Origin of the sequence: Hyphomicrobium sp. 1Nfss2.1, assembly GCF_965243865.1 — a bacterium.
GTDB lineage: Bacteria > Pseudomonadota > Alphaproteobacteria > Rhizobiales > Hyphomicrobiaceae > Hyphomicrobium_A.
In genome coordinates this window covers 3,068,081-3,086,911 of record NZ_OZ251603.1, presented here as the reverse complement: position 1 = coordinate 3,086,911, position 18,831 = coordinate 3,068,081, and the positions used below count along the sequence as shown (strand labels likewise).

Sequence of the window (18,831 nt, the reverse complement as noted above, 5' to 3'; positions counted from 1 at the left end):
CGTCACGCAGCGTCGAGATAGGTCGCCTCGAGGCGATTGCGGCCGCCATTCTTGGCTTGATACAGCGCCCGGTCGGCGGCGTCGATCATCGCCTCGACGGTGAGCGATGGCGAGATCGTCGCGGTGGCGACGCCGACGCTGATGGTCACATGCTGCAAAGCATCGCTGCGGCCGAAGTGCTGGATATCGAGGTCGCGAACAGCAGCGCAAAGACGCTCGCCCAAGAGGCGTGCCTTGTCGGCGTCGATGCCGAGAATGCAGGCGATGAACTCCTCACCGCCGAAGCGGGCGACGAGATCGCTCTTTCCGCGGATCGCCGCGGCGATGGCGCCGGAGACGATACGCAGGCATTCGTCGCCGGCGAGATGGCCGTAATAGTCGTTGTAGGCCTTGAAGTGATCGACGTCCGCCAGCAGCACGGCGATCGGTGTTCCGATATTCTTGGGATCGTTGAAGACTTCCTCGCAGTGACGATCGCAGGCGCCACGATTGGCGAGACCCGTCAGGCCGTCGGTGTCGGATAGGGCTTTGAGCTTTTCGCGATCGGCATTGAGCGCGGCGGTGCGCTGTGCCTCACGCGAGCTGAGCAGATACTCGAACAGCTCATGACGCTGGATGCGATAGTTGGCGAGCAGACTGAAGGATCCGACCAGCATAATCTCAATGCAAACCGCCCAGCCGAGCGGACTTTGCCACAAGGCGGCGGCGGCCATCGCAAGGCAACATATCGCGGTTGAAATGCACGCGAGTCTGAATCGCGGAACAACGGTGGTATTGCCGAATGCGAGGCCGAAGATCGGCGACATGAACGCCGCGGGTGCCGACGATGCAGTCGAGAGAAGCGGTACGCATGTGAGCACGATGACCATAAATGTCCCGCTAGCGACCACCAGCTGCTCGCGCCGGTCGGCCGTCGCGCGACGTGCTGCGATCGCAGCGACGATGCAAACGGGAAGAGCGGCGCACCGCAGCCAAATCCCGTCGAAACCGATGTCAGGCAGGAAGGCGAAATCGGTCAGCGCTGTGAGTACGAAAGCGATGCCGCCGAACGCCATGGTGAACTCGAGGTGGCGATGACGGTCCTCGGCCGTGTCTTGTTCGTAGCGCTGCCAGAGGCGCTTGGAAAAAACCGTTGTGTAGGACGCCTGAAAGCGGACAATTGCCTCATCCAGCATGCGGATGAAGTCCGGATCAACAGCTGCATTCTGGAGCGGTCTGCGTCTCGCGAGAAACGGCATTCTTACCTGATCGCTGGGACTCTGATCTGGATCATATCCGCAGAGCAGGCGCGGATTCGTATCTACCGCGGTGCGCGAGGATGGGTTGCGGAGACAGCGTAAAGGAACGGTTGCCCCGCTCGTTCAGCCCTTTCTCAATTTTTGGCAAACAGGCGCATGAAGCTTTCGATCATCGGGGCGTCGACGAACTCGTCGACGCGCACGATAAGTCCGTCGCGCACAGTGAACTCGGAGCGCATATTGCCGGACAGCAGTTCGCCGCTGGCCTTGTGCTGGAAGACATATTCGATGCGTATGCGCACGACATCCCCGCTTACGGAGAAGATACGCGGTTTGAAAACGAGGTAATCGAACTGCTCACGAATGCCGAGCATCTTCACCGTGACCGCATCGCGACCATGCGTTTCTCCACCGAGCAGCAGTGCATCGGGTGAAACGTTCAGCGTGTAGACGATCTCGGGATCCACGTACGCGGCCATGCAGCCCGCCGGATCATCCCGCCATTTGCCCAGTAGCGTCTCGGTAACTTCCAGGGGTGTCCGCATCGCGCCATTCAACCAGAGGGATGGCACGTACCTTAAAACAACGCGTGCGTGAATGTTAGCCAGTCTTCTAAGGTGCACACAACCTAAGATAGTTTTTCGTCACGACGAAAGTTGCATATCAAGCCAAGCGGCTGTCATAGGCCTGCCTATAATATCAACGGCTTAGACGGCCTCAGTGCAGAGCGGGACGGGATGTCTCGCTCAACTCGTCGCTCTGTTCCTGAAGCTGCTCCGCCAATGCCTGCGCGACCTCGAGATCGATCGCATAGGGCGCGTCATCGTCGAAGCGCAGCAGCACCATGCGCTCGCCACTCGCATGACCGACCGAGCAGGTCTTTGGCAGCCGCGTCATCTCGGCGACGGCGCCAGCGCGCGGCGCCATGGCCGCAATCGCCTCCAGTACGGGTACGAGATCTGCGGCGAGCCCAGCAGGAATGCTGAGTTCGCACTCCTCACCCTTCGAGTTCACGAAAGTGAGCTGAAAACGGCGCTTGTCTTGTGACACTGCCGTCTCGGTGAGCGTAGTAGCAAGGAACGTTTTCATCGCCGACCCCCCAGCCAGGCCTTTCTCACTCCATTGTGGAATCGAGTCGAGGGCCGTCACAAGGGGCGGGCAGCAGATAGGGCGATTTAGCGCTTTACCTGTGATCAAAAAGAATAACGCGGCGCTTGGCCGCGTTATTCTTATGCAGGTTGCCGTTAGCCGTGGCGGTTGAGCCAGCTATCGACGTCCTCTTTCACCTGGTCCTTGGCGTAACCGTAGCGGGCCTGAAGCTTGCCCTCGAGCTGGTCGCGGTTGCCATTGATCTGGGCAATGTCGTCGTCAGTGAGCTTGCCCCACTGCTCCTTGACCTTGCCGGTGAACTGCTTCCAATTACCTTCGACGCGATCCCAATTCATGGGTATTACCTCCACATTGAACACAGAGGTAAAACGCGCGGACCGCCACCGCGTTCCAACTATTAGCGCCACTTCTTTTGCATGCAGATCAAATGGACAGCATGCTGACATTTTTTCAGGAGCCCACATTCAGGCTCTATTACATGATCGGAGGCGTCGCCCTGCTGACGCTGCCAATGTTGTTGCTGGCACGCTGGTATCATCGGGAAATTCTGAAGTCGCCTGGTGGCCGCGAACTGATGAAGCGGCAGAACCGCTCTCCTGTTCGCAGCAGGGGCGATATCATGTCGGTGTCGTCGCAATTCAACATCGGCATGGGCCTGATGAAGAGCATCTCACGCGGTCGCTTTGGGCAACACGCTCGAGCGACACAGAACAAGGCGTATTGGATCGTCGGCTTCTGGATCGCGGCAAACGTCGTCTATTTTGGTTTGCTCATTTGGGCCGATGAAGTGGCCCGCTCACCGCTCGCGTCCTGACGCGGGTTCGCGGCACAGCACGATTGCGCTGCGCCGCGGACACCTAATTGTCTCACCTATTATTCGTTCGCCGCGCGCGCGTTAGTTCGGCGCGTGATTGCCCGGCGTGCGGTCGGACGTCTCGCCGCTCTTGGTCGTGTCGACCTGCGTGGAAGGTGTCGTGGTATCCTTCTGCGGCGTGCGGTCGGACGTCTCGGCGCCCGGCATCTGGTTAGACGGAGCGCCAGTGCCCGCGGTGGGATTCATGGTGCCTTCCGTCTGCATCTTGCCTTCGGTTGATTTGTAATTGTCGTCAGCAAGTACTGGCGAGGCGGCGAGCGGAATGGCAGTAAATGCGATTATCAGCAGTTTGTTCATAGCGTTTCTCTCCTTGGCTGCATGAGAGGGAAACGCACTGATCACCGTCAGGTTGCATTGCGTGTACGGCTAGCCTTAAAGCGCCGAGGCAGCGGTTGTCAGCAATCCGCCTACGATCGCCGTATTAGAAGCGAAAACGCCCTTCAATGCCTCGCGAAGCTCGCCTTCGGGCTGGTCCCAGAAGTTCACCAGCACCAGGGTGGCGATGACTGTGAAGATTGCGAGACCGATCGCGGCCGGCGCCACGGCGACGCCTACCATCAAACACGCGCCGCCAATAAGCTCGAGCACGCTGGCGACGTAAAGGCATTCACGCGGCTTAGGCACACCGCGCGCTGCAAGCATCGCAGTGACATTGGCGCCAACCGGTCCGAAGTGATTGAGGCCTGCCCAGACATAGAGCGCACCCATCAGCATCTGACCGACGGTGATGAGAATGCTGGTGATGCTGGCGTCCATGGCGTGCTTTCCCTGATTGGTGAGGGTCGCCGCCGCTAGCGTAGTAAGCGGCTCGGCGTGTTGCGGCATCATGCATGCCGCCGGCGGTCAGCGGTAGATGTAGGTGACCGTGAATGTGCGATCGACGAGCGTCGCGTTCCTCGGAGGAAACGGGTAGGCGGTCTGGCGCGCGGCAAAGATGACGTTGAAGTCGAGATCAGAGTCGCCGCCGCTCTTGAGAAGCTTCACGTCGGCGCGCGAGCCATTCTCGTTGAGCACGATGCGCACGGTAACGCGACCGCGTGCCCGCTCACGCGGCATCGTCTTTTGCAGCGCGCGAATGACGTTGCGAGCAAACTCGTCGTTCTCGCCTGAACGCGTGATGCCAGGGGGACGCTGCACAGCGGAGGAACTGCCCGCATCCGACTGCGTCGCGGAGCCATCGTAAGGCACCGACAAATCGAGGGCCGAGGTCTGCGTGCGTTTTTTCTGCGGCTGCTTGGCCTGCTGTTTGGCGGGCGGCTTCTTTGCCGGCTCGGCCTTCTTTGCTTCCTGCTTCGGCGGCTCGGGCTTGGGCTCTTCCTGCTTTGGCGCCTCTTTCGGCTGTTTGAGTGCGTCGGCCGCAGGCGCGTCCTCGAGGGCTGGTAAAGCCTCGGCGGCTGCATCAGGTGCGGGCGTCTCGACTGGCGGGGCCTCTGCGGGCTGCGCGGCCTCGGGCTCAGGCGTCGGCGGTTGTGGCGGCTCGGGGGGTGTCTGCTCGGCCTGCTGCTCGGGTTGCGGCTCTACGGGCTGCTGTTCGGGCAGCGCCGCCGTCTGCTGCTGCTGAGGCTGGGCTCCGGGAGGGGGCTGCGCCGGCGTCGGCGGCTCCATGCTGTCCTTCAGCGTCGCGGCATCGACGAGCTCGACAGCGATCGCATCGCTGGCGCCTTCAGGCGTGCCAAGCGTGCGCTGGTTGGCGGAGCCGATACCGATGATGAGCAGCGCATGCGCCAGCAGCGCGCCGGCAAAGCCCGCCCAGAACACGCGGTCGCGCCGACGCAGGCTGGCGAGGTAATCACTCGTCGCCGCCGGCCGATCCACCGTCAGCACGATTCCCCCGGCGTTCATGCAGCTTGCTCGTCCCGTCCTGTTCGCGATCGTGGCGTCGCGCGATGATTGCGCCGCCCTCGTGCCAGTTGTCCATGCGATCTGGGCATTTTCAACAACGCGACGGTCGCACGGGGGACACAGGGCTCGGGAAATGCACCAAAAAACGCAGAAAGGGCCCCTTCTGGGGGCCCTTTTCGTGGTGCTCGGCAGCGGATCGGCGGTGGCAGGCCTTCGGGGCCGAGCTAATGTTTCAAAGTGTAGAATCAGGGGCTGAGGTTGGCAACCGCCGGGATGTAGGTCGGGTCCAGCACCTCGGCGAGGTCCCACATCACGCGGCGGGCAGCGGCGTCCATGCTGGGGTCGCGGACGATGAGCTCGGCACGGCTGCCCAGCGGGGCCTCGTAGTCCTTCGAGTAGGGGAGCGCGGGCTGGCGACCGCCGCGGCCGATGGCGGCGACGCGGTTGGGGGCGACGCCCGAGGCAATCAGGTAGTCGGCCACGGCGCGGGCCCGCTGCTGGGACAGGTGAGTGTTGTTGGCGCGTGAGCCGCCGTCGGTGTAGCCATGCACCTCAATGCGCATGCCGGGGCAGGTCTCGACCAGCCTGGCGAGGCGATCAAGCTCAGGGCGCGCGTCGCTCTCGATGCGGCCACCGCGCGTGAACGGGACGGGATCGAACAGGCCGACGCGGCAGGGATCGTTCGAGATGTCGTGGAAGCGCGAGCCGCGGCGCTCCATCTCGACCGCGGGTGTCTTGGGAAGCTGCGGTACGCTGATGGCGCCAGTCTCGATGTTGTTCGAACGCGGCTGAGTGGTGGCGGCCGTGTCGAGCAGGCCACGGGCCCGAGCGGCGGCAACGGCGGCGATCGAGCGATCGATCTCGTTGTTGCGGGCGGCGCGGAAGTCCCGGGCGCGTTCGGCATCACAACGCGGGCTGGCGTCGGTGGCAGACTTGCAGTGCGTCAGGCTGGCCTGAAGCTGATGGGCGCGCTCGGCTTCGCAACGCGGGCTCGCGTCGGTGGCGGACTTGCAATGCGTCAGGCTGGCCTGAAGCTGATAGGCACGCTCGGCTTCGCAGCGCGGGCTGGTGTCAGAGGCCGACTTGCAGTGCGAGAGGCTGTAGGACACCTCGGTGATGTTCGCACGGTCGAGGCGGCATCCGGAGGCGGAATAACCGACAGAGCGGCAGTCGCTAAGCGCAACCTGCAGCGCCTCGATGGGCTGGCATCCAGCTGCTGCAGAATTTGCACAGGTCGATGCGGGATGACCGATGGCGGCAACCGAAGCAATACCGGCGTCCTGGCAATTCTGGCTGTTCAGATTGTGAGCGCAGTGGGAAGCCGGGTGGCCGATGGCGAGGGCGAAGTTATTCTTCTGGGCCTGGGCGCGGGCAGCAGTGACCGCTGCAAGCGAGGCTTTGATCTCATTGTTACGTGCTACGGCGAAGGCGCGGGCGCGCTCATCGGTGACGCGCTGCAAGGAAGCCGTGGCGAGTGCCTGCTGGCTGGCCGCGAACTCGCGGGCGCGCTGCGTCTGGCACTTCGCGCGATCATCGTTGGCCAGCGTGCACGGAGCGAGGCGGGCCATGATTTGACGGCGGCGCTCGTTGGCGACGTTCTCGATCGAAGCGGTTGCGAGCGCGTTCTGGCGCGCCGCGAACTGACGCTGGCGCTCGGCGGTGACGGCGCTGAGAGAAACCTCGATCAGAGCGTTCTGCTGGATCTCGAGGCGGCGGGCTTCCTCGGCGCGGGCGCGGGCCATGACGGCTGCGCTCGCGGCTGCGCGGGCTGCCTGGCGGGCGCGCACCTCGGCGGCGAGTGCCATGGAGGCGGCGGCCAGAGCGTTCTGGCGGGTTGCGAAGTCACGCTGACGCTCGGCGAGGCAGCGCGGCGTCTGCGAATCCGGCGTCTTGCAGTGCGTGGTGCTGAGATCGTAGCGGCTCACGCGCTCGACGCGGGCGATGGCCGCGTTGATTTCCGCATCGCGCTGACGCTGCACGGCGTCCTCAATGATGAGGCAAGCGACGAAATCGGAAGCGGTGGCGCAGTGGGTGTGATCGGCCGCTATGGCCGGTACGGCGATGGTCGATAATAATATCGGCAGGAGCGGGCGAATACGCATGAACAGGTCCTCGGCTGCTGGGCGGGCGCGGCTAAGACGCGCTTGAAAGACCTGATCAAATTGCAGCTAATTTGCTTAAAATTCAGTGCGGTGTACGGCTAAGTTCAAGCCAACTCGTGACACAAAACGGAACGATCGGCGAAAAAGATCGCTGTACGACAGCAACTCGCACGGGGATCGGAATAGGGCCTCGTTGAGGCAAAGACCGCGCGGTGCGAGAGCCTGCCGAACACCGCTGTCCAAATAGAAGAAGGCCCGCCGCGGAGATGATCCACGGCGGGCCCTTTGATGCTTCGCGGACTGATTACTCGGCGGCTTCGGCTACCTCGGTCACAGTCACGCCCATGCGCTCGGCAACGCCGCGGCCGTAGGCGGGGTCTGCCTTGAAGAAGTGGGCGACCTGACGCTTGACGATCTCTTCGGGCACGCCCTGCATCGCCTCGGCGATGTTGTTCATGAGCTGAGCCTGCTGATCAGGGCTCATGAGGCGGAACAGATCGCCAGGTTGCTTATAGTCGTCGTTGTCGTCGCGATGGTTGTAGCGCGTCGCATCGCCGGAGATCTTCAGCGGCGGTTCGGCGAAACGCTCGTCCTGCTTGGCGGAGCCGGCAACAGAGTTGGGCTCATAGTAGGCATCGACGTTGCCTGTCACCGGCGGGAAGAACCGCATCGGTCCGTCCTTATGGTAGTGGTGCACGGGGCACTTGGCTGTGTTCACCGGCAGATGCTCGTAGTGCGTGCCGAGGCGGTAACGGTGTGCATCGGCGTAAGAGAAGATGCGCGCCTGGAGCATCTTGTCGGGCGAGAACGAAATGCCTGGCACGACGTTCGAGGGCGAGAAGGCGGCCTGCTCGATCTCGTTGAAGTAGTTCTCCGGATTGCGGTTGAGCTCCATCACGCCGAGCTCGATCAGCGGGTAGTCGGCGTGCGGCCAAACCTTCGTCAGGTCGAACGGGTTGTACCAGTGCTTGCCGACGTCAGCCTCGGGCATGACCTGGACGAATACGTTCCACCTGGGGAAGTCGCCGTCCTCGATCGCGCCGAACAGGTCTGCCTGATAGGATTCACGGTTCTTACCGATGATGCCTTCGGATTCGCGATTGGTGTGGTTCTTGATGCCCTGCTGGCTCTTGAAGTGGAACTTCACCCAGAAGCGCTCGTCCTTATCGTTGATGAACGAATAGGTGTGCGAACCGAAGCCGTGCATGAAGCGCGGGCTTTGCGGAATGCCGCGATCGGACATCAGGATCGTCACCTGATGCAGGCTCTCGGGAGACAGCGACCAGAAATCCCACATGGCCGTGGGCGAGCGCATGTTGGTCTTCGGGTGACGCTTCTGGGTGTGGATGAAGTCGGGAAACTTGTAGGGATCGCGAATGAAGAACACCGGAGTGTTGTTGCCGACGAGATCCCAGTTGCCTTCCTCAGTGTAGAACTTCAGCGCGAAACCGCGCACATCGCGCTCGTGGTCGGCGGCGCCCATCTCGCCGGCGACGGTGGAGAAGCGGGCCAGCATTTCGGTGCGGGCGCCGGGCTGCAACGCCTTGGCCTTGGTGTACTTGGTGAGGTCGCCGGTGACGGTCAGCGTGCCGAAGGCGCCCCAGCCTTTGGCGTGAACAGTGCGCTCGGGAATGCGCTCGCGGTTCTGATGCGCCAGCTTCTCGATGAGCTGATAGTCCTGCATGAGGACAGGGCCCAGCGGCCCAGCGGTGAGAGAATTCTGGTTGTCGGCGATCGGTGCGCCGGCGGTGGTCGTGAGCGTTACCTTGGGCGTTTTGTCTGACATGGGGTGACTCCGGAGTGGCTCGTCGCTTCGCACTCAAGGGGCCCTTCCTTAGAGTGCTTGTAAAATGATCTTTCCTGAGATTGCCTATAAGGCGATCTTATTGGTGCGCTTAGAAACAGGCATAAATACTTATATTCGCGGGCTGGCCACTGACGGCCGTCAGTTTAGTTGGGGCCCGGCCGCTTCATCCTACCGCACGTATTTGCCAGCGAGTCCTGACGCCGCGGAGAATTCTGGCGTGTTCTCCACCGCGGCCACACGCCAAAAGTTCTTGCTCCGAGACACATGTTGGGCCGGCGGTGCAATTGCAAGCGCGCGCACGATTGCTCGCGCAGGCTGCAGCGGTGCGCGCACGTGCTGATTTTCCGCTGCGGTTCATCGCGCCAGTCCGACTTTAGTCGATGCCCGAAAATCCATGCGCATGGCTGCCGTGCGCTCGTGCGCTACCTCTCGACGCCCGTGTTCACTACTTCGTGATCGGCTCTGCGTGTCAGTCGAACAACGGTGTTTGCACGCTCCCTCGCGAGGAACGTCTCACTCACCTTTTCGGCCGCCCAGCGGAGCAGTGCCCGGCGATGACGTGATCGTCGGCAAAGATCTATGGGAAGGAGCGAGTGAATGATTGCTAGTCGATTGGTAGGTGCGATGGCCGCGACCGTCGCCCTCACGGCGACGGCGTTGGCCAACGATAGCGTCCTCAAGTGCGTCGAGGATGCGAACAACTGGTGCATGCAGCAGGGCGATTACGCCAACACGCGGTACTCCAAGCTCGACCAGATCAACACCGGGAACGTCGGCGAGCTACGCGTCGCCTGGACGTTCTCGACTGGCGTGCTGCGCGGGCATGAGGGCTCTCCGCTCGTCGTCGGCAATACGATGTACCTTCACACGCCGTTCCCGAACATCGTCTACGCTCTCAACCTCGACGACGAGAGCCGGATCGTCTGGAAGTATGAGCCGAAGCAGGATCCGTCGGTTATTCCGGTGATGTGCTGCGATACGGTCAATCGCGGCGTTCAGTACGCAGACGGCAAGATATTCCTCTACCAGGCCGACACATCGGTCGTGGCGCTCGATGCCAAGACGGGCAAAGAAGTGTGGAAAGCTGTCAACGGCGATCCGAAGAAGGGTGAAACCGGCACCAGCGCCGTGCTCATTGCAGGCGACAAGGTGATCGTCGGCGTCTCCGGCGGCGAGTTCGGCGTGCGGGGCCACATCTCGGCCTACGACATCGCCGATGGCCGCCGCGCATGGCGCGCATACTCTGTCGGTCCGGACAGCGAGATCCTGTTCAATCCAGAGAAGACGATGTCGCTCGGCAAGCCGGTCGGCAAAGATTCGTCGCTGAAGACCTGGAACGGCGAGCAATGGAAGCTCGGCGGCGGCGGCACGTGGGGCTGGTATTCCTGGGATCCGAAGCTGAACCTCGTCTACTACGGCACCGGCAATCCTTCGACGTGGAACCCCGCGCAGCGTTCCGGACCCGATGGCAAGCAGATCGATCAGAAGTGGTCGCAGTCGGTCATCGCGCGCAATCCCGATACCGGCGCAGCCGTCTGGGCGTACCAGTTCACTCCTTTCGACGAGTGGGACTATGACGCCGTCAACGAGATGATCCTCGTCGACGACATGGAAGTGAAGGGCGAGAAGCACAACGTGCTCGTGCACTTCGACCGCAACGGCTTCGGCTATACGATCGATCGCAAGTCGGGCAGACCGCTGGTTGCCGAGAAGTTCGACCCCGTCGTCAACTGGGCAACGCACGTCGATCTCGATCCCAAGAGCCCGACGTACGGGCGGCCCGCCGTCGTTGCCGCCAAGTCGACCTTCCTCAACGGTGAAGACGCCAACACCACGGACATCTGCCCGTCGGCACACGGCACCAAGGACCAGCAGCCAGCTGCATACTCGCCGCTGACCAAGCTGTTCATCGTGCCGACGAACCACGTCTGCATGGACTATGAGCCGTTCAAGGTCGAGTACGCGGCGGGGCAGCCTTACATCGGCGCCACCGTGTCGATGTATCCGCCGAAGGGCTCGCCGAACATGGGCAACCTCATTGCCTGGGACGCCTCCGAGGGCAAGATCGTGTGGGCGAACAAGGAGCAGTTCTCGGTGTGGTCGGGCGTGCTGACGACCGCGGGCGGCATCGCCTGCGTCGGGACGCTCGAGGGCTACTTCAAGTGCGTCGACCAGAAGACCGGCAAGCTGCTCTACAAGAACCGCACGCCGTCCGGGATCATCGGCAACGTGTTCACCTACGGGCACAAGGGCAAGCAGTACATCGGCGTGCTGTCCGGCGTCGGCGGTTGGGCAGGTATCGGCCTCGCGGCGGGCCTCACCAACCCGACCGATGGCCTTGGAGCCGTCGGTGGCTATTCCGGCCTCAATAGCTATACCGCACTCGGTGGCTCGCTGACGGTCTGGGCGCTGCCATAAGCGGGAGCCTTGGCCACGGCCGGCCCCCGGCCGGGCCGTGAGACGACGCAGGGGCTGGTGCGCTTTGGCGCACCAGCCCTTTTTGCTGCCGGATGAGCCGGCTGGGATCGGCCGAAAGACAGGCGTTCGGGGATGCCTAGTGTTGCATCCCCATCTTCCGCCCAGCGCTGCGCTGAGCGATGTTTCTCCCTACCCGCGACAAATCCGATTCGATGCGCTATACGGCGATCAAATGCGTATCGTCAGCACCTCAGAAGATCTCTCCCAAGCCGTCCGGCGCCTTTCGACGAGTGACTTCGTCACCGTCGACACCGAATTCCTGCGCGAATCGACGTTCTGGCCGCAGCTCTGCCTGATCCAGATCGCCTCGCCCGAGGAAGCGATGATCGTCGATCCGATGGCGCCCGGCATCGACCTCGCCCCGTTCTGGGAGCTGATGGCCGAGGAACGGGTCATGAAGGTTTTCCATGCCGCGCGGCAGGACATCGAAATCGTTTATGCCCGGGCAGGACTGGTGCCGCGGCCCGTCTTCGACACGCAGGTGGCCGCGATGGTGTGCGGCTTCGGCGAGAGCGTGTCGTACGTCAACCTCGTCAAGAGCGTAACCGGGGCCGACCTCGACAAGTCCTCGCGCTTCACCGACTGGAGCCGCAGGCCGCTTTCCGAAAAGCAGCTCGAATATGCGCTCGGAGACGTGACGCACCTGCGCGAGGTCTATCGCCATCTCAGGGCCGACATCGACAAGGCCGGGCGCGCAGACTGGCTGAACGAGGAAATGGGCATCCTCACGGATACCAAGACCTACGAGCAGCACCCCGAAGAGGCTTGGCAGCGGCTCAAGCTACGGGTGAAGAACCGCAAGGCGCTGGCGGTGCTTATGGAGCTTGCAGCGTGGCGCGAGCGGCTGGCGCAGGCGCAGGACGTGCCGCGCTCACGCATTCTGCGCGACGATGCGCTGTACGACATCGCCAATCAGGCACCGACGTCGGCGGAGCAGCTCAGCCACCTGCGCACACTGAGCGAGGGCTTTTCGCGCTCGGCGCGGGCGCGCGAGATCATCGAGGCGGTGAAACGCGGGCTGGCGCGCGATACCAAGAGCGTGCCGCCGATCTCGCGCGGTGCGCAACTGACCGCCGAATCGACGGCGCTGATCGAGCTGCTGCGGGTGCTGCTGAAAGCGTCGGCTGCGCGCCATCGCGTGGCGACGAAGCTGATCGCCGGCTCTGAGGATCTGGAGCGGATCGCCACCGAGACCGAGCCGGACATCCCAGCGCTCAAAGGATGGCGGCGGCGTCTGTTCGGTGAGGACGCACTGCGGTTGAAGCGCGGCGAGATCGCGCTGACGCTGGCGGGCAGCGAAGTGGTGCCAATCGCGACGGCGAAGGCCGATCGGGAACCCGCGGAATAAACGCGCGGTGTCTGCCCCGGTCAGATCGCTGCGCGATGATGACAGCCACAGGCGTGCGCGGTAATCTTCCGGCCCCGAAGCAACGCAATGGGTTCACCGAGCAATGCCGAAAAACGCTCCGCCGCGCTTGCCCGTCGCACAGCTTGCGTATCTCGCCGTGTTCGGCGTGTTCGTGTTCATTTATCTGCGGCGCGTGCTGAACGGTACGGCGACGGATCTCGACTGGATCACGCTAGGCGTCGCAACCGTGCTGCTGCTGGTGACGGCCTATCGCGTGTTGATTGCGCTCACCAAACCAGGTGCGTGACGCCTGCGCGGGCCGAGCTATTTGCGGCCGGGGTCGTAGTGGTTTTTCTGGCGCCACTCGGAGAAGAAGTAGGCGAGCGTGTCGTCGATGTTATCCGGCAGCACGATGCGCACGGTGACGAGCTGATCGCCCGGCTCTGACCGCCCGGCGGCTTTGACGCCCTTACCCTTCAAGCGGAACACGCGGCCGGAGCTGGTCCCTTTGGGGATGCTCAGCTGCACGCGGCCGGAGATGGTCGGGACTTCGACCTTGGCGCCGAGCACGGCTTCGTCGATCGTGATCGGCACGTCGATGAGGATGTCGTCGTCCTCGCGCTTGAACAGCGGGTGCGGGCGCACGCGTACCTCGATCAGCGCATCGCCCCCTTCGGCCGCGCCAACGCCGCGCTGGCCCTTGCCCTTGAGGCGAAGCACCTGTCCATCGGTGACGCCGGCCGGGACGTTGAGGTCGAGCATGCCGCCGCTCGGCAGCGTGACGCGCTTGGTTGCGCCTGCTGCTGCCTCGAGGAAATCGACCTCGAGGGTGTAGCGGACGTCCTGGCCCTTGGCGGAGAAGTTGGAGCGGGGGCCGCCGGCAGCCCCGCCGCGTCCCATGCCGCCGAAGATGTCGGAGAAGATGTCGCCGAAGCCGAACTCCTCGAAGCCGGCTGCTCCGGCTCCGGCGCCGGCACCGGCCCTCGCCCCGTTGCGGGCATACTGGCGGAAGCCTGGGTGGCGTGGCTCGCCGCGGGCGTCGATCTCGCCGCGGTCGAACGCGCGGCGCTTGTCGGCGTCGCCGAGGATCTCGTAGGCGGAGGAGACCTTCCTGAAGCGCTCCTCGTTACCCTTGGAAATGTCGGGGTGGTATTCCTTGGCGAGTTTGCGGAAGGCGCGCCGGATGTCCTCGTCCGAGGCGTTCCGCGATACGCCCAGGGTTGCATACGGATCATCGGCCATTGCGAACGTCCTGTCCCCTTATGCCGACCCCCCGGTCAGCTGCCACAGTCTAGCAGGAAATATGGCGGCGGCAGGCCGGTGACAATGGCTTGCGGCTGACACCTGGGGAGAGGAAGCATTGTTTGTGGCCGGTGTGTCCCGAGCGGATGGCCGGCGCTAGCGCCGGGGCGCCTTGCGCCCTTGCCGCCTCCGGCGGCCAAGAGAGCCGTTGCGGGTAAGGGGGATTCGTCCGCCAAGCAGCGATCGGTTAACGGCCGAAGCGGATTTCCGGGGTCTTTTCCAGGAGCTGGGCGAGGGTATCGAAACGGCGGCGCAGGCGCTCGCCGTCGAGGCCGGCATAGGCCTTGGGGATGGTCAGGACGAGCTTGTCGCCATCATAGCTGAGCGGGGTTTCGTCGATGACGCCCGGCACGCCGACCGACAGCATGTGCGCGGTACGGATGGCGGCGGCGATGATGCGGGCGCGCTTCTGGGCCCGTTTGGAGATGAGCAGCTTCAGGCGGGAGGAGAGGTCGTCGGCGTGCTCCTGGGAGGCACCGGCGTGGCGATAGAAGATTGCCAGGGCCATGAACACGCGGCCGGGGTGATCGATGCCGGAAAGTCCGGAGTGGGCGAGCAGGTTGAGGCTCTGCTCTCCGCGGTAGTCGGGGTGCTCGCGCCACCCGATGTCGGAGATCAGGCAGGCGGCGTAGCGCAGACGGCGCTCCTCGGGCGTTTCCTTGGGACCGGGCGGCTCGAACAGCGCGTCGGTCCACTTGCACAGCTCCCAGGCATGGTCCACCGAGCGCGAGCGCAGGCTGGCGTATTCGGCGCAGAACGAGAGCAGCGGATCCTTGCGGCGTTCGTGCGCGGGCAGCAGCGAGTAGATGAGGCCCTCGCGGACGCCGAAGACCGAGAACACAACCTCGCTGGGGTTGAGAGCTCTGAGCAGGCGCTCGAGCACGAAGGCGCCGAAGGGCAGCACCTCGCGGCGCGCCTTGGCCAGCTCGTCATAACCTGAAAGGCCGGTGAGCTTCTTGGTCTTGCGCAGAAACTCGCAGAAGGCGATCGCAACCATGGTCGGGATGGCGTAGCCGTGCGTGACATGCAGCGGATAGTTGGTCTGCTCCATGTGCAGCTTCGCGATGGCGCGCCAGCTTCCGCCGACGGCGAAGAACGGGCGTCCGGCACCCTGGCCGATCCAGGGGACGCTCGCCAGGGCATCATCGATGAGCGGCTGCGCCTTCTCGATCTTGTTGCCCGTGGCGTCGATGAGCCGGAGACCGCCGACCGGCAGCGTGACGGCCTGCTTGGCCCGATCCGCGGAAATGTCGATCAGTTCCAGGCTGCCGCCGCCGAGGTCACCGGCAATGCCGTCCGGGTCGACGAAACCCATCATGATACCCTGCGAGACGAGGCGCGCCTCCCGTTCGCCGGAGAGGATCTCGATGCGCAGGCCGAGTGCCTTCTCGGCGCGAGAGATGAAGTCGGCGCCGTCTTGTGCTTCGCGCACGGCCGCGGTGGCGAAGGCGCGCACGTTCTTCACTTCGAGGATGCGGGTGATGGTGCGAAAGCGGGAGAGCGCGGCAAGTGCTCGGTCGACGGCATCGGTGCCGAGGCGGCCGGTGGAGGCGATCGACTTGCCGAGGCCGCACAGAACCTTCTCGTTGAACAGCGGCGTCGGCGCACGAACGGCGCCCTCGTACACCACCAGGCGCACCGAGTTGGAACCGATGTCGATAACGCCTATGGGCTCGAGCTCGTGCACCCGGTTTTGCTCGCCGAACAACCGCTCCAAGCTCGTCAAAGGCAGCCCCGCTTCGTCTTTTTAAGTCAGTCTTTGTGCAGCATGCTGAAGCGGGGTGGGAAGTTCTCCTTGAGCGCCTGGCCACGACCCGAAAGACTCGGGTTGGTGAGAAAATACCGGTGCGCGTTGAAGGCTTCCTCTCCCGGTGCCGGATGAATGCGCTCCGAAGAGCCGTCCGGCATAATCCTCCAGCTCTGCTGGTTGTCCTTGAGGTTCGCGACCATGATCTGATCGAGCACCTGTTCGTGCACGGTAGGGTTCATGATCGGCACCATGGCCTCGACGCGGCGGTCGAGGTTGCGTGGCATCATGTCGGCGGAGCTGATGTAGACGGCGGCCTTCGGGGAAGGCAACCCCTGGCCGCGCCCGAACGCGTAAATACGGGCATGCTCGAGGAAACGGCCAACGATGCTTTTTACGCGAATGTTCTCGGATAGCCCGGGGATGCCCGGGCGCAGGCAGCAAACGCCGCGGCAGATAAGGTCGATCTCGACGCCGGCCTGGCTCGCCTCGTAGAGCGCGGTGATGATCTGGCCGTCGACCAGAGCGTTCATCTTCATCCAGACGGCGGCGGGGCGCCCGGCCTTGGCGTGCTCTATCTCCTCGCGGATGTGGGCGATGATGCGCTGGCGGATGCCGTGCGGGCTCGCGGCCATGGCCTCAAGCTCGGCGGGCTCGCCGTAGCCGGTGACGAAGTTCAAGATGCGCGTCACGTCGCGGGCGATCGCCGGGTCGGTCGTGAACAGTGACAGGTCGGTGTAAACGCGCGCGGTGAGCGGATGGTAGTTGCCGGTGCCGATGTGGCAGTAGCTGACCAGCTCCGATCCTTCGCGGCGCACGATGATGCCGAGCTTGGCGTGCGTCTTCAGCTCGATGAAGCCGTAGACGACGTGCACGCCGGCGTTTTCCAGATCGCGCGCCCAGCGAATGTTGGCGGCCTCGTCGAAGCGGGCCTTCAGCTCGACGACGGCTGTAACGGATTTGCCGGCTTCGACGGCTTCCTTCAACGCCTGTACGATGGGGCTGTCGCGCGAGGTGCGATAGAGCGTCCACTTGATGGCCATGACGTTCGGATCAGCCACGGCCTGGCGCAGGTACTGCACCACCACGTCGAAAGATTCGTACGGGTGGTGGACGATGATGTCCTTCTTGCGAACGGCGGCGAAGCAGTCGCCGCTGAACTCGCGGATACGCTCGGGGAAGCGCGAGACGAACGGCTTGAAGAGTAGATCGGGCCGGTCGGCGACGATGAGCTGCGCGGTGTCGGCGAGCGCGAGCAGGCCGTCCTTGATGAAGACGGCGTCCTCGCCGACTTCCAGTTCCTCGATGACGAACTTCTTCAGGCGATTGGGCATTGCCGCTTCAAGCTCGAGGCGGATCACGTGGCCGCGGCGACGGCGCTTCAAAGCGGATTCGAACGAGCGGACGAGATCTTCGGCTTCTTCCTGAATCTCGACCTCGCTGTCGCGCAGCACGCGGAAGGCACCCTGGCTCTTGATCTCAAAGCCGGGGAACAGCTCGGAAATGAACAGACCAATGATGGTCTCGATCTTGATGAAGCGCAGGTCCTTGTGCTCGGCGTCCATGCCACCGAGGCGGATGAAGCGTTCGAGCTGGCTGGGGATCGGGATGAGGCCGTTCATCGACTTAGAGTCGGAGCTGCGCAGCATCTCGACGGCCATGGTGAGGCCGCGGTTGAGAATGAACGGGAAGGGGTGCGCGGGGTCGACAGCGATCGGTGTCAAGATCGGGAAGATATGTGTGAGGAACAGGCGTTGCAGCCAGCCTTTCTCGGCCGGCTTCAGATCTCCGGCTTCGAGAATATGGATGCCGTTCTGAGCCATGTCCGTTTTCAGGCTGCGCCAGCACGCTTGCTTGTCGGCAACGAGCGAGGCGGCAAAGCGGTTGATGGTGCGAAGTTGCTGCGACGGTGTCAGGCCGTCCTGCGAAGGCGTCTGCACACCCGCCGCCACCTGGCCGTAGATGCCGGCGACGCGCACCATGTAGAACTCGTCGAGGTTCGACGCGGAGATCGACAGGAAGCGCACGCGCTCGAGCAAGGGGTGGCGCTCGTTCTGCGCCTCTTCGAGGACGCGACGATTGAATTGCAGCCAGGACAGCTCGCGATTGTAAAAGCGCGCCGGCCCCTCGGGCGGAGGCTCGATTGCTGCTGCAGATTTGCGTACGGCTGCCTTCTCGCGCACTTTGTTCCTCGCGCTGGCCATCGTGGATTGTCCTCGCCCGCGTCGTTTGTGATCGCGGGGACGCTAAGTCACAAATATGACATGCTCGCCACGGGCGGCATTTAAATCGCGTTACTCACGGCTTTCCCCCATCGCTGCCAACACCTGTGCGGCTAGCGGTCGCGTCACCTTCCTGTGAGTCGCCAGCGCCAAACGGTCGATGTCGGCGACAATGTTGCTTGCCGCAGCCATCGAACGCTCCATGCGGACGCTGAGATAGTCGATCACCTGGGGCTCGACGTAGAGCTGGCGGTCATCGAACAGCTTGACCAGCACCGCCTTGAGAAGCGCCTCGTCGGGGGGCTGAACCTCCACCATCGGCAGCGCGCGCAGCCGCGAGCGGAGGTCGGGCACGTGGAATTCCTGCTCGCCCGGTGGCACGCGCGACGTCAGCAGGACGGAAAGTTTGCTCTCGCGCGCCCGGTTGAGCAAGTGGAAGAGCACCTTTTCATCGGCAATCCCCCGGTCGATATCCTCGACGACGATGGCGGCGGCATCCGGGAGGCTGGCCACCAGGGTGTCGCTCAGCTCGGCGGCGCTGACGATGCCGGCTCCCGAACGCAAGCGCCAGACGTTGGCGAGATGGCTCTTGCCGGAACCCTGCGGGCCGGCAACGAATGAGGCCGGGTGCGGCCAGCGAGGCCAAGCGTCGATCATCTCCACGGCGGCGGCGTTGGAATTCGAAACGAGAAAATCCTCGGCGCCCAAAGCCTGGCGGTGGGCGAGATCAAGGACAAGCTGGCGCGGAGAGGCGGTCATTC

17 protein-coding genes are annotated in these 18,831 nt (G+C 63.6%); 4 read left to right on the top strand and 13 right to left on the bottom strand.

Features of this window, described 5'->3' with window-relative positions; genetic code table 11:
• Positions 1-2: 2 nt before the first annotated feature.
• The 4 genes from ACP15D_RS14975 to ACP15D_RS14960 form a co-directional block, all read right to left on the bottom strand.
• The gene (locus ACP15D_RS14975) at positions 3-1,175 is read right to left on the bottom strand and encodes a GGDEF domain-containing protein (protein WP_424958240.1); all 1,173 of its coding nucleotides are present in this window, start codon (positions 1,173-1,175) and stop codon (positions 3-5) included.
• A gap of 197 nt (positions 1,176-1,372) precedes the next feature.
• Complete coding sequence (locus tag ACP15D_RS14970; RefSeq protein WP_424958239.1) at positions 1,373-1,783, bottom strand: nuclear transport factor 2 family protein; 411 nt, start codon at positions 1,781-1,783, stop codon at positions 1,373-1,375.
• A 172-nt stretch (positions 1,784-1,955) separates the two neighbouring features.
• Positions 1,956-2,327 (bottom strand): hypothetical protein, encoded by a 372-nt coding sequence (locus ACP15D_RS14965; protein ID WP_424958238.1) that lies wholly within the window; start codon positions 2,325-2,327, stop codon positions 1,956-1,958.
• Between the two features lie 155 nt (positions 2,328-2,482).
• Positions 2,483-2,683: a CsbD family protein gene (locus ACP15D_RS14960; RefSeq protein WP_424958237.1), complete on the bottom strand. Its 201-nt coding sequence runs from the start codon at positions 2,681-2,683 to the stop codon at positions 2,483-2,485.
• A 92-nt stretch (positions 2,684-2,775) separates the two neighbouring features.
• On the opposite strand from ACP15D_RS14960, the gene ACP15D_RS14955 reads away from it, so the two are divergent.
• A complete protein-coding gene (locus ACP15D_RS14955) occupies positions 2,776-3,162 on the top strand; it encodes a hypothetical protein (protein ID WP_424958236.1) in 387 nt (128 codons plus the stop codon).
• 81 nt (positions 3,163-3,243) lie between these two features.
• Here ACP15D_RS14955 and ACP15D_RS14950 read toward each other — a convergent pair whose 3' ends face one another.
• The 5 genes from ACP15D_RS14950 to ACP15D_RS14930 all read right to left on the bottom strand — a co-directional run bounded on the left by ACP15D_RS14950 (position 3,244) and on the right by ACP15D_RS14930 (position 8,952).
• Positions 3,244-3,519: a hypothetical protein gene (locus tag ACP15D_RS14950; RefSeq protein ID WP_424958235.1), complete on the bottom strand. Its 276-nt coding sequence runs from the start codon at positions 3,517-3,519 to the stop codon at positions 3,244-3,246.
• A 75-nt stretch (positions 3,520-3,594) separates the two neighbouring features.
• Complete coding sequence (locus ACP15D_RS14945; protein ID WP_424958234.1) at positions 3,595-4,050, bottom strand: DoxX family protein; 456 nt, start codon at positions 4,048-4,050, stop codon at positions 3,595-3,597.
• A 15-nt stretch (positions 4,051-4,065) separates the two neighbouring features.
• Entirely contained in the window at positions 4,066-5,064 is a 999-nt protein-coding gene (locus ACP15D_RS14940; RefSeq protein WP_424958233.1) for an energy transducer TonB family protein, read from the bottom strand.
• A gap of 245 nt (positions 5,065-5,309) precedes the next feature.
• Positions 5,310-7,166: an OmpA family protein gene (locus ACP15D_RS14935; RefSeq protein ID WP_424958232.1), complete on the bottom strand. Its 1,857-nt coding sequence runs from the start codon at positions 7,164-7,166 to the stop codon at positions 5,310-5,312.
• A gap of 304 nt (positions 7,167-7,470) precedes the next feature.
• On the bottom strand, positions 7,471-8,952 hold the full coding sequence (locus ACP15D_RS14930; protein ID WP_424958231.1) for a catalase: 1,482 nt from the start codon (positions 8,950-8,952) through the stop codon (positions 7,471-7,473).
• A 618-nt stretch (positions 8,953-9,570) separates the two neighbouring features.
• Here ACP15D_RS14930 and ACP15D_RS14925 point away from each other — a divergent pair.
• From ACP15D_RS14925 to ACP15D_RS14915, 3 genes are all read left to right on the top strand, one after another.
• Positions 9,571-11,391 carry a methanol/ethanol family PQQ-dependent dehydrogenase gene (locus tag ACP15D_RS14925; RefSeq protein ID WP_424958230.1) on the top strand — a complete coding sequence of 607 codons (1,821 nt, stop codon included), beginning with the start codon at positions 9,571-9,573 and terminating at the stop codon, positions 11,389-11,391.
• 232 nt (positions 11,392-11,623) lie between these two features.
• Positions 11,624-12,799, top strand: a complete 1,176-nt coding sequence (rnd, locus tag ACP15D_RS14920) for a ribonuclease D (protein ID WP_424958229.1) — start codon at positions 11,624-11,626, stop codon at positions 12,797-12,799.
• Positions 12,800-12,902: 103 nt separating this feature from the next.
• Positions 12,903-13,106 (top strand): hypothetical protein, encoded by a 204-nt coding sequence (locus ACP15D_RS14915; protein WP_424958228.1) that lies wholly within the window; start codon positions 12,903-12,905, stop codon positions 13,104-13,106.
• A 17-nt stretch (positions 13,107-13,123) separates the two neighbouring features.
• Here ACP15D_RS14915 and ACP15D_RS14910 read toward each other — a convergent pair whose 3' ends face one another.
• From ACP15D_RS14910 to ACP15D_RS14895, 4 genes are all read right to left on the bottom strand, one after another.
• Positions 13,124-14,041, bottom strand: coding sequence for a DnaJ C-terminal domain-containing protein (locus ACP15D_RS14910; RefSeq protein WP_424958227.1), 918 nt, complete (start codon positions 14,039-14,041; stop codon positions 13,124-13,126).
• Between the two features lie 247 nt (positions 14,042-14,288).
• Positions 14,289-15,827, bottom strand: coding sequence for a Ppx/GppA family phosphatase (locus ACP15D_RS14905; protein ID WP_424958226.1), 1,539 nt, complete (start codon positions 15,825-15,827; stop codon positions 14,289-14,291).
• A gap of 26 nt (positions 15,828-15,853) precedes the next feature.
• Positions 15,854-18,052 carry an RNA degradosome polyphosphate kinase gene (locus ACP15D_RS14900; RefSeq protein WP_424958225.1) on the bottom strand — a complete coding sequence of 733 codons (2,199 nt, stop codon included), beginning with the start codon at positions 18,050-18,052 and terminating at the stop codon, positions 15,854-15,856.
• Positions 18,053-18,142: 90 nt separating this feature from the next.
• The gene (locus ACP15D_RS14895) at positions 18,143-18,829 is read right to left on the bottom strand and encodes an HdaA/DnaA family protein (protein WP_424958224.1); all 687 of its coding nucleotides are present in this window, start codon (positions 18,827-18,829) and stop codon (positions 18,143-18,145) included.
• Between the last annotated feature and the right edge of the window lie 2 nt (positions 18,830-18,831).

What these genes read in the sequence shown, in the direction of transcription:
- ACP15D_RS14975 (WP_424958240.1), bottom strand. Translation starts at nt 1,175, where the DNA reads ATGCTGGATGAGGCAATTGTCCGCTTTCAGGCGTCCTACACAACGGTT.
- ACP15D_RS14970 (WP_424958239.1), bottom strand. Translation starts at nt 1,783, where the DNA reads ATGCGGACACCCCTGGAAGTTACCGAGACGCTACTGGGCAAATGGCGG.
- ACP15D_RS14965 (WP_424958238.1), bottom strand. Translation starts at nt 2,327, where the DNA reads ATGAAAACGTTCCTTGCTACTACGCTCACCGAGACGGCAGTGTCACAA.
- ACP15D_RS14960 (WP_424958237.1), bottom strand. Translation starts at nt 2,683, where the DNA reads ATGAATTGGGATCGCGTCGAAGGTAATTGGAAGCAGTTCACCGGCAAG.
- ACP15D_RS14955 (WP_424958236.1), top strand. Translation starts at nt 2,776, where the DNA reads ATGGACAGCATGCTGACATTTTTTCAGGAGCCCACATTCAGGCTCTAT.
- ACP15D_RS14950 (WP_424958235.1), bottom strand. Translation starts at nt 3,519, where the DNA reads ATGAACAAACTGCTGATAATCGCATTTACTGCCATTCCGCTCGCCGCC.
- ACP15D_RS14945 (WP_424958234.1), bottom strand. Translation starts at nt 4,050, where the DNA reads ATGATGCCGCAACACGCCGAGCCGCTTACTACGCTAGCGGCGGCGACC.
- ACP15D_RS14940 (WP_424958233.1), bottom strand. Translation starts at nt 5,064, where the DNA reads ATGAACGCCGGGGGAATCGTGCTGACGGTGGATCGGCCGGCGGCGACG.
- ACP15D_RS14935 (WP_424958232.1), bottom strand. Translation starts at nt 7,166, where the DNA reads ATGCGTATTCGCCCGCTCCTGCCGATATTATTATCGACCATCGCCGTA.
- ACP15D_RS14930 (WP_424958231.1), bottom strand. Translation starts at nt 8,952, where the DNA reads ATGTCAGACAAAACGCCCAAGGTAACGCTCACGACCACCGCCGGCGCA.
- ACP15D_RS14925 (WP_424958230.1), top strand. Translation starts at nt 9,571, where the DNA reads ATGATTGCTAGTCGATTGGTAGGTGCGATGGCCGCGACCGTCGCCCTC.
- rnd (WP_424958229.1), top strand. Translation starts at nt 11,624, where the DNA reads ATGCGTATCGTCAGCACCTCAGAAGATCTCTCCCAAGCCGTCCGGCGC.
- ACP15D_RS14915 (WP_424958228.1), top strand. Translation starts at nt 12,903, where the DNA reads ATGCCGAAAAACGCTCCGCCGCGCTTGCCCGTCGCACAGCTTGCGTAT.
- ACP15D_RS14910 (WP_424958227.1), bottom strand. Translation starts at nt 14,041, where the DNA reads ATGGCCGATGATCCGTATGCAACCCTGGGCGTATCGCGGAACGCCTCG.
- ACP15D_RS14900 (WP_424958225.1), bottom strand. Translation starts at nt 18,052, where the DNA reads ATGGCCAGCGCGAGGAACAAAGTGCGCGAGAAGGCAGCCGTACGCAAA.
- ACP15D_RS14895 (WP_424958224.1), bottom strand. Translation starts at nt 18,829, where the DNA reads ATGACCGCCTCTCCGCGCCAGCTTGTCCTTGATCTCGCCCACCGCCAG.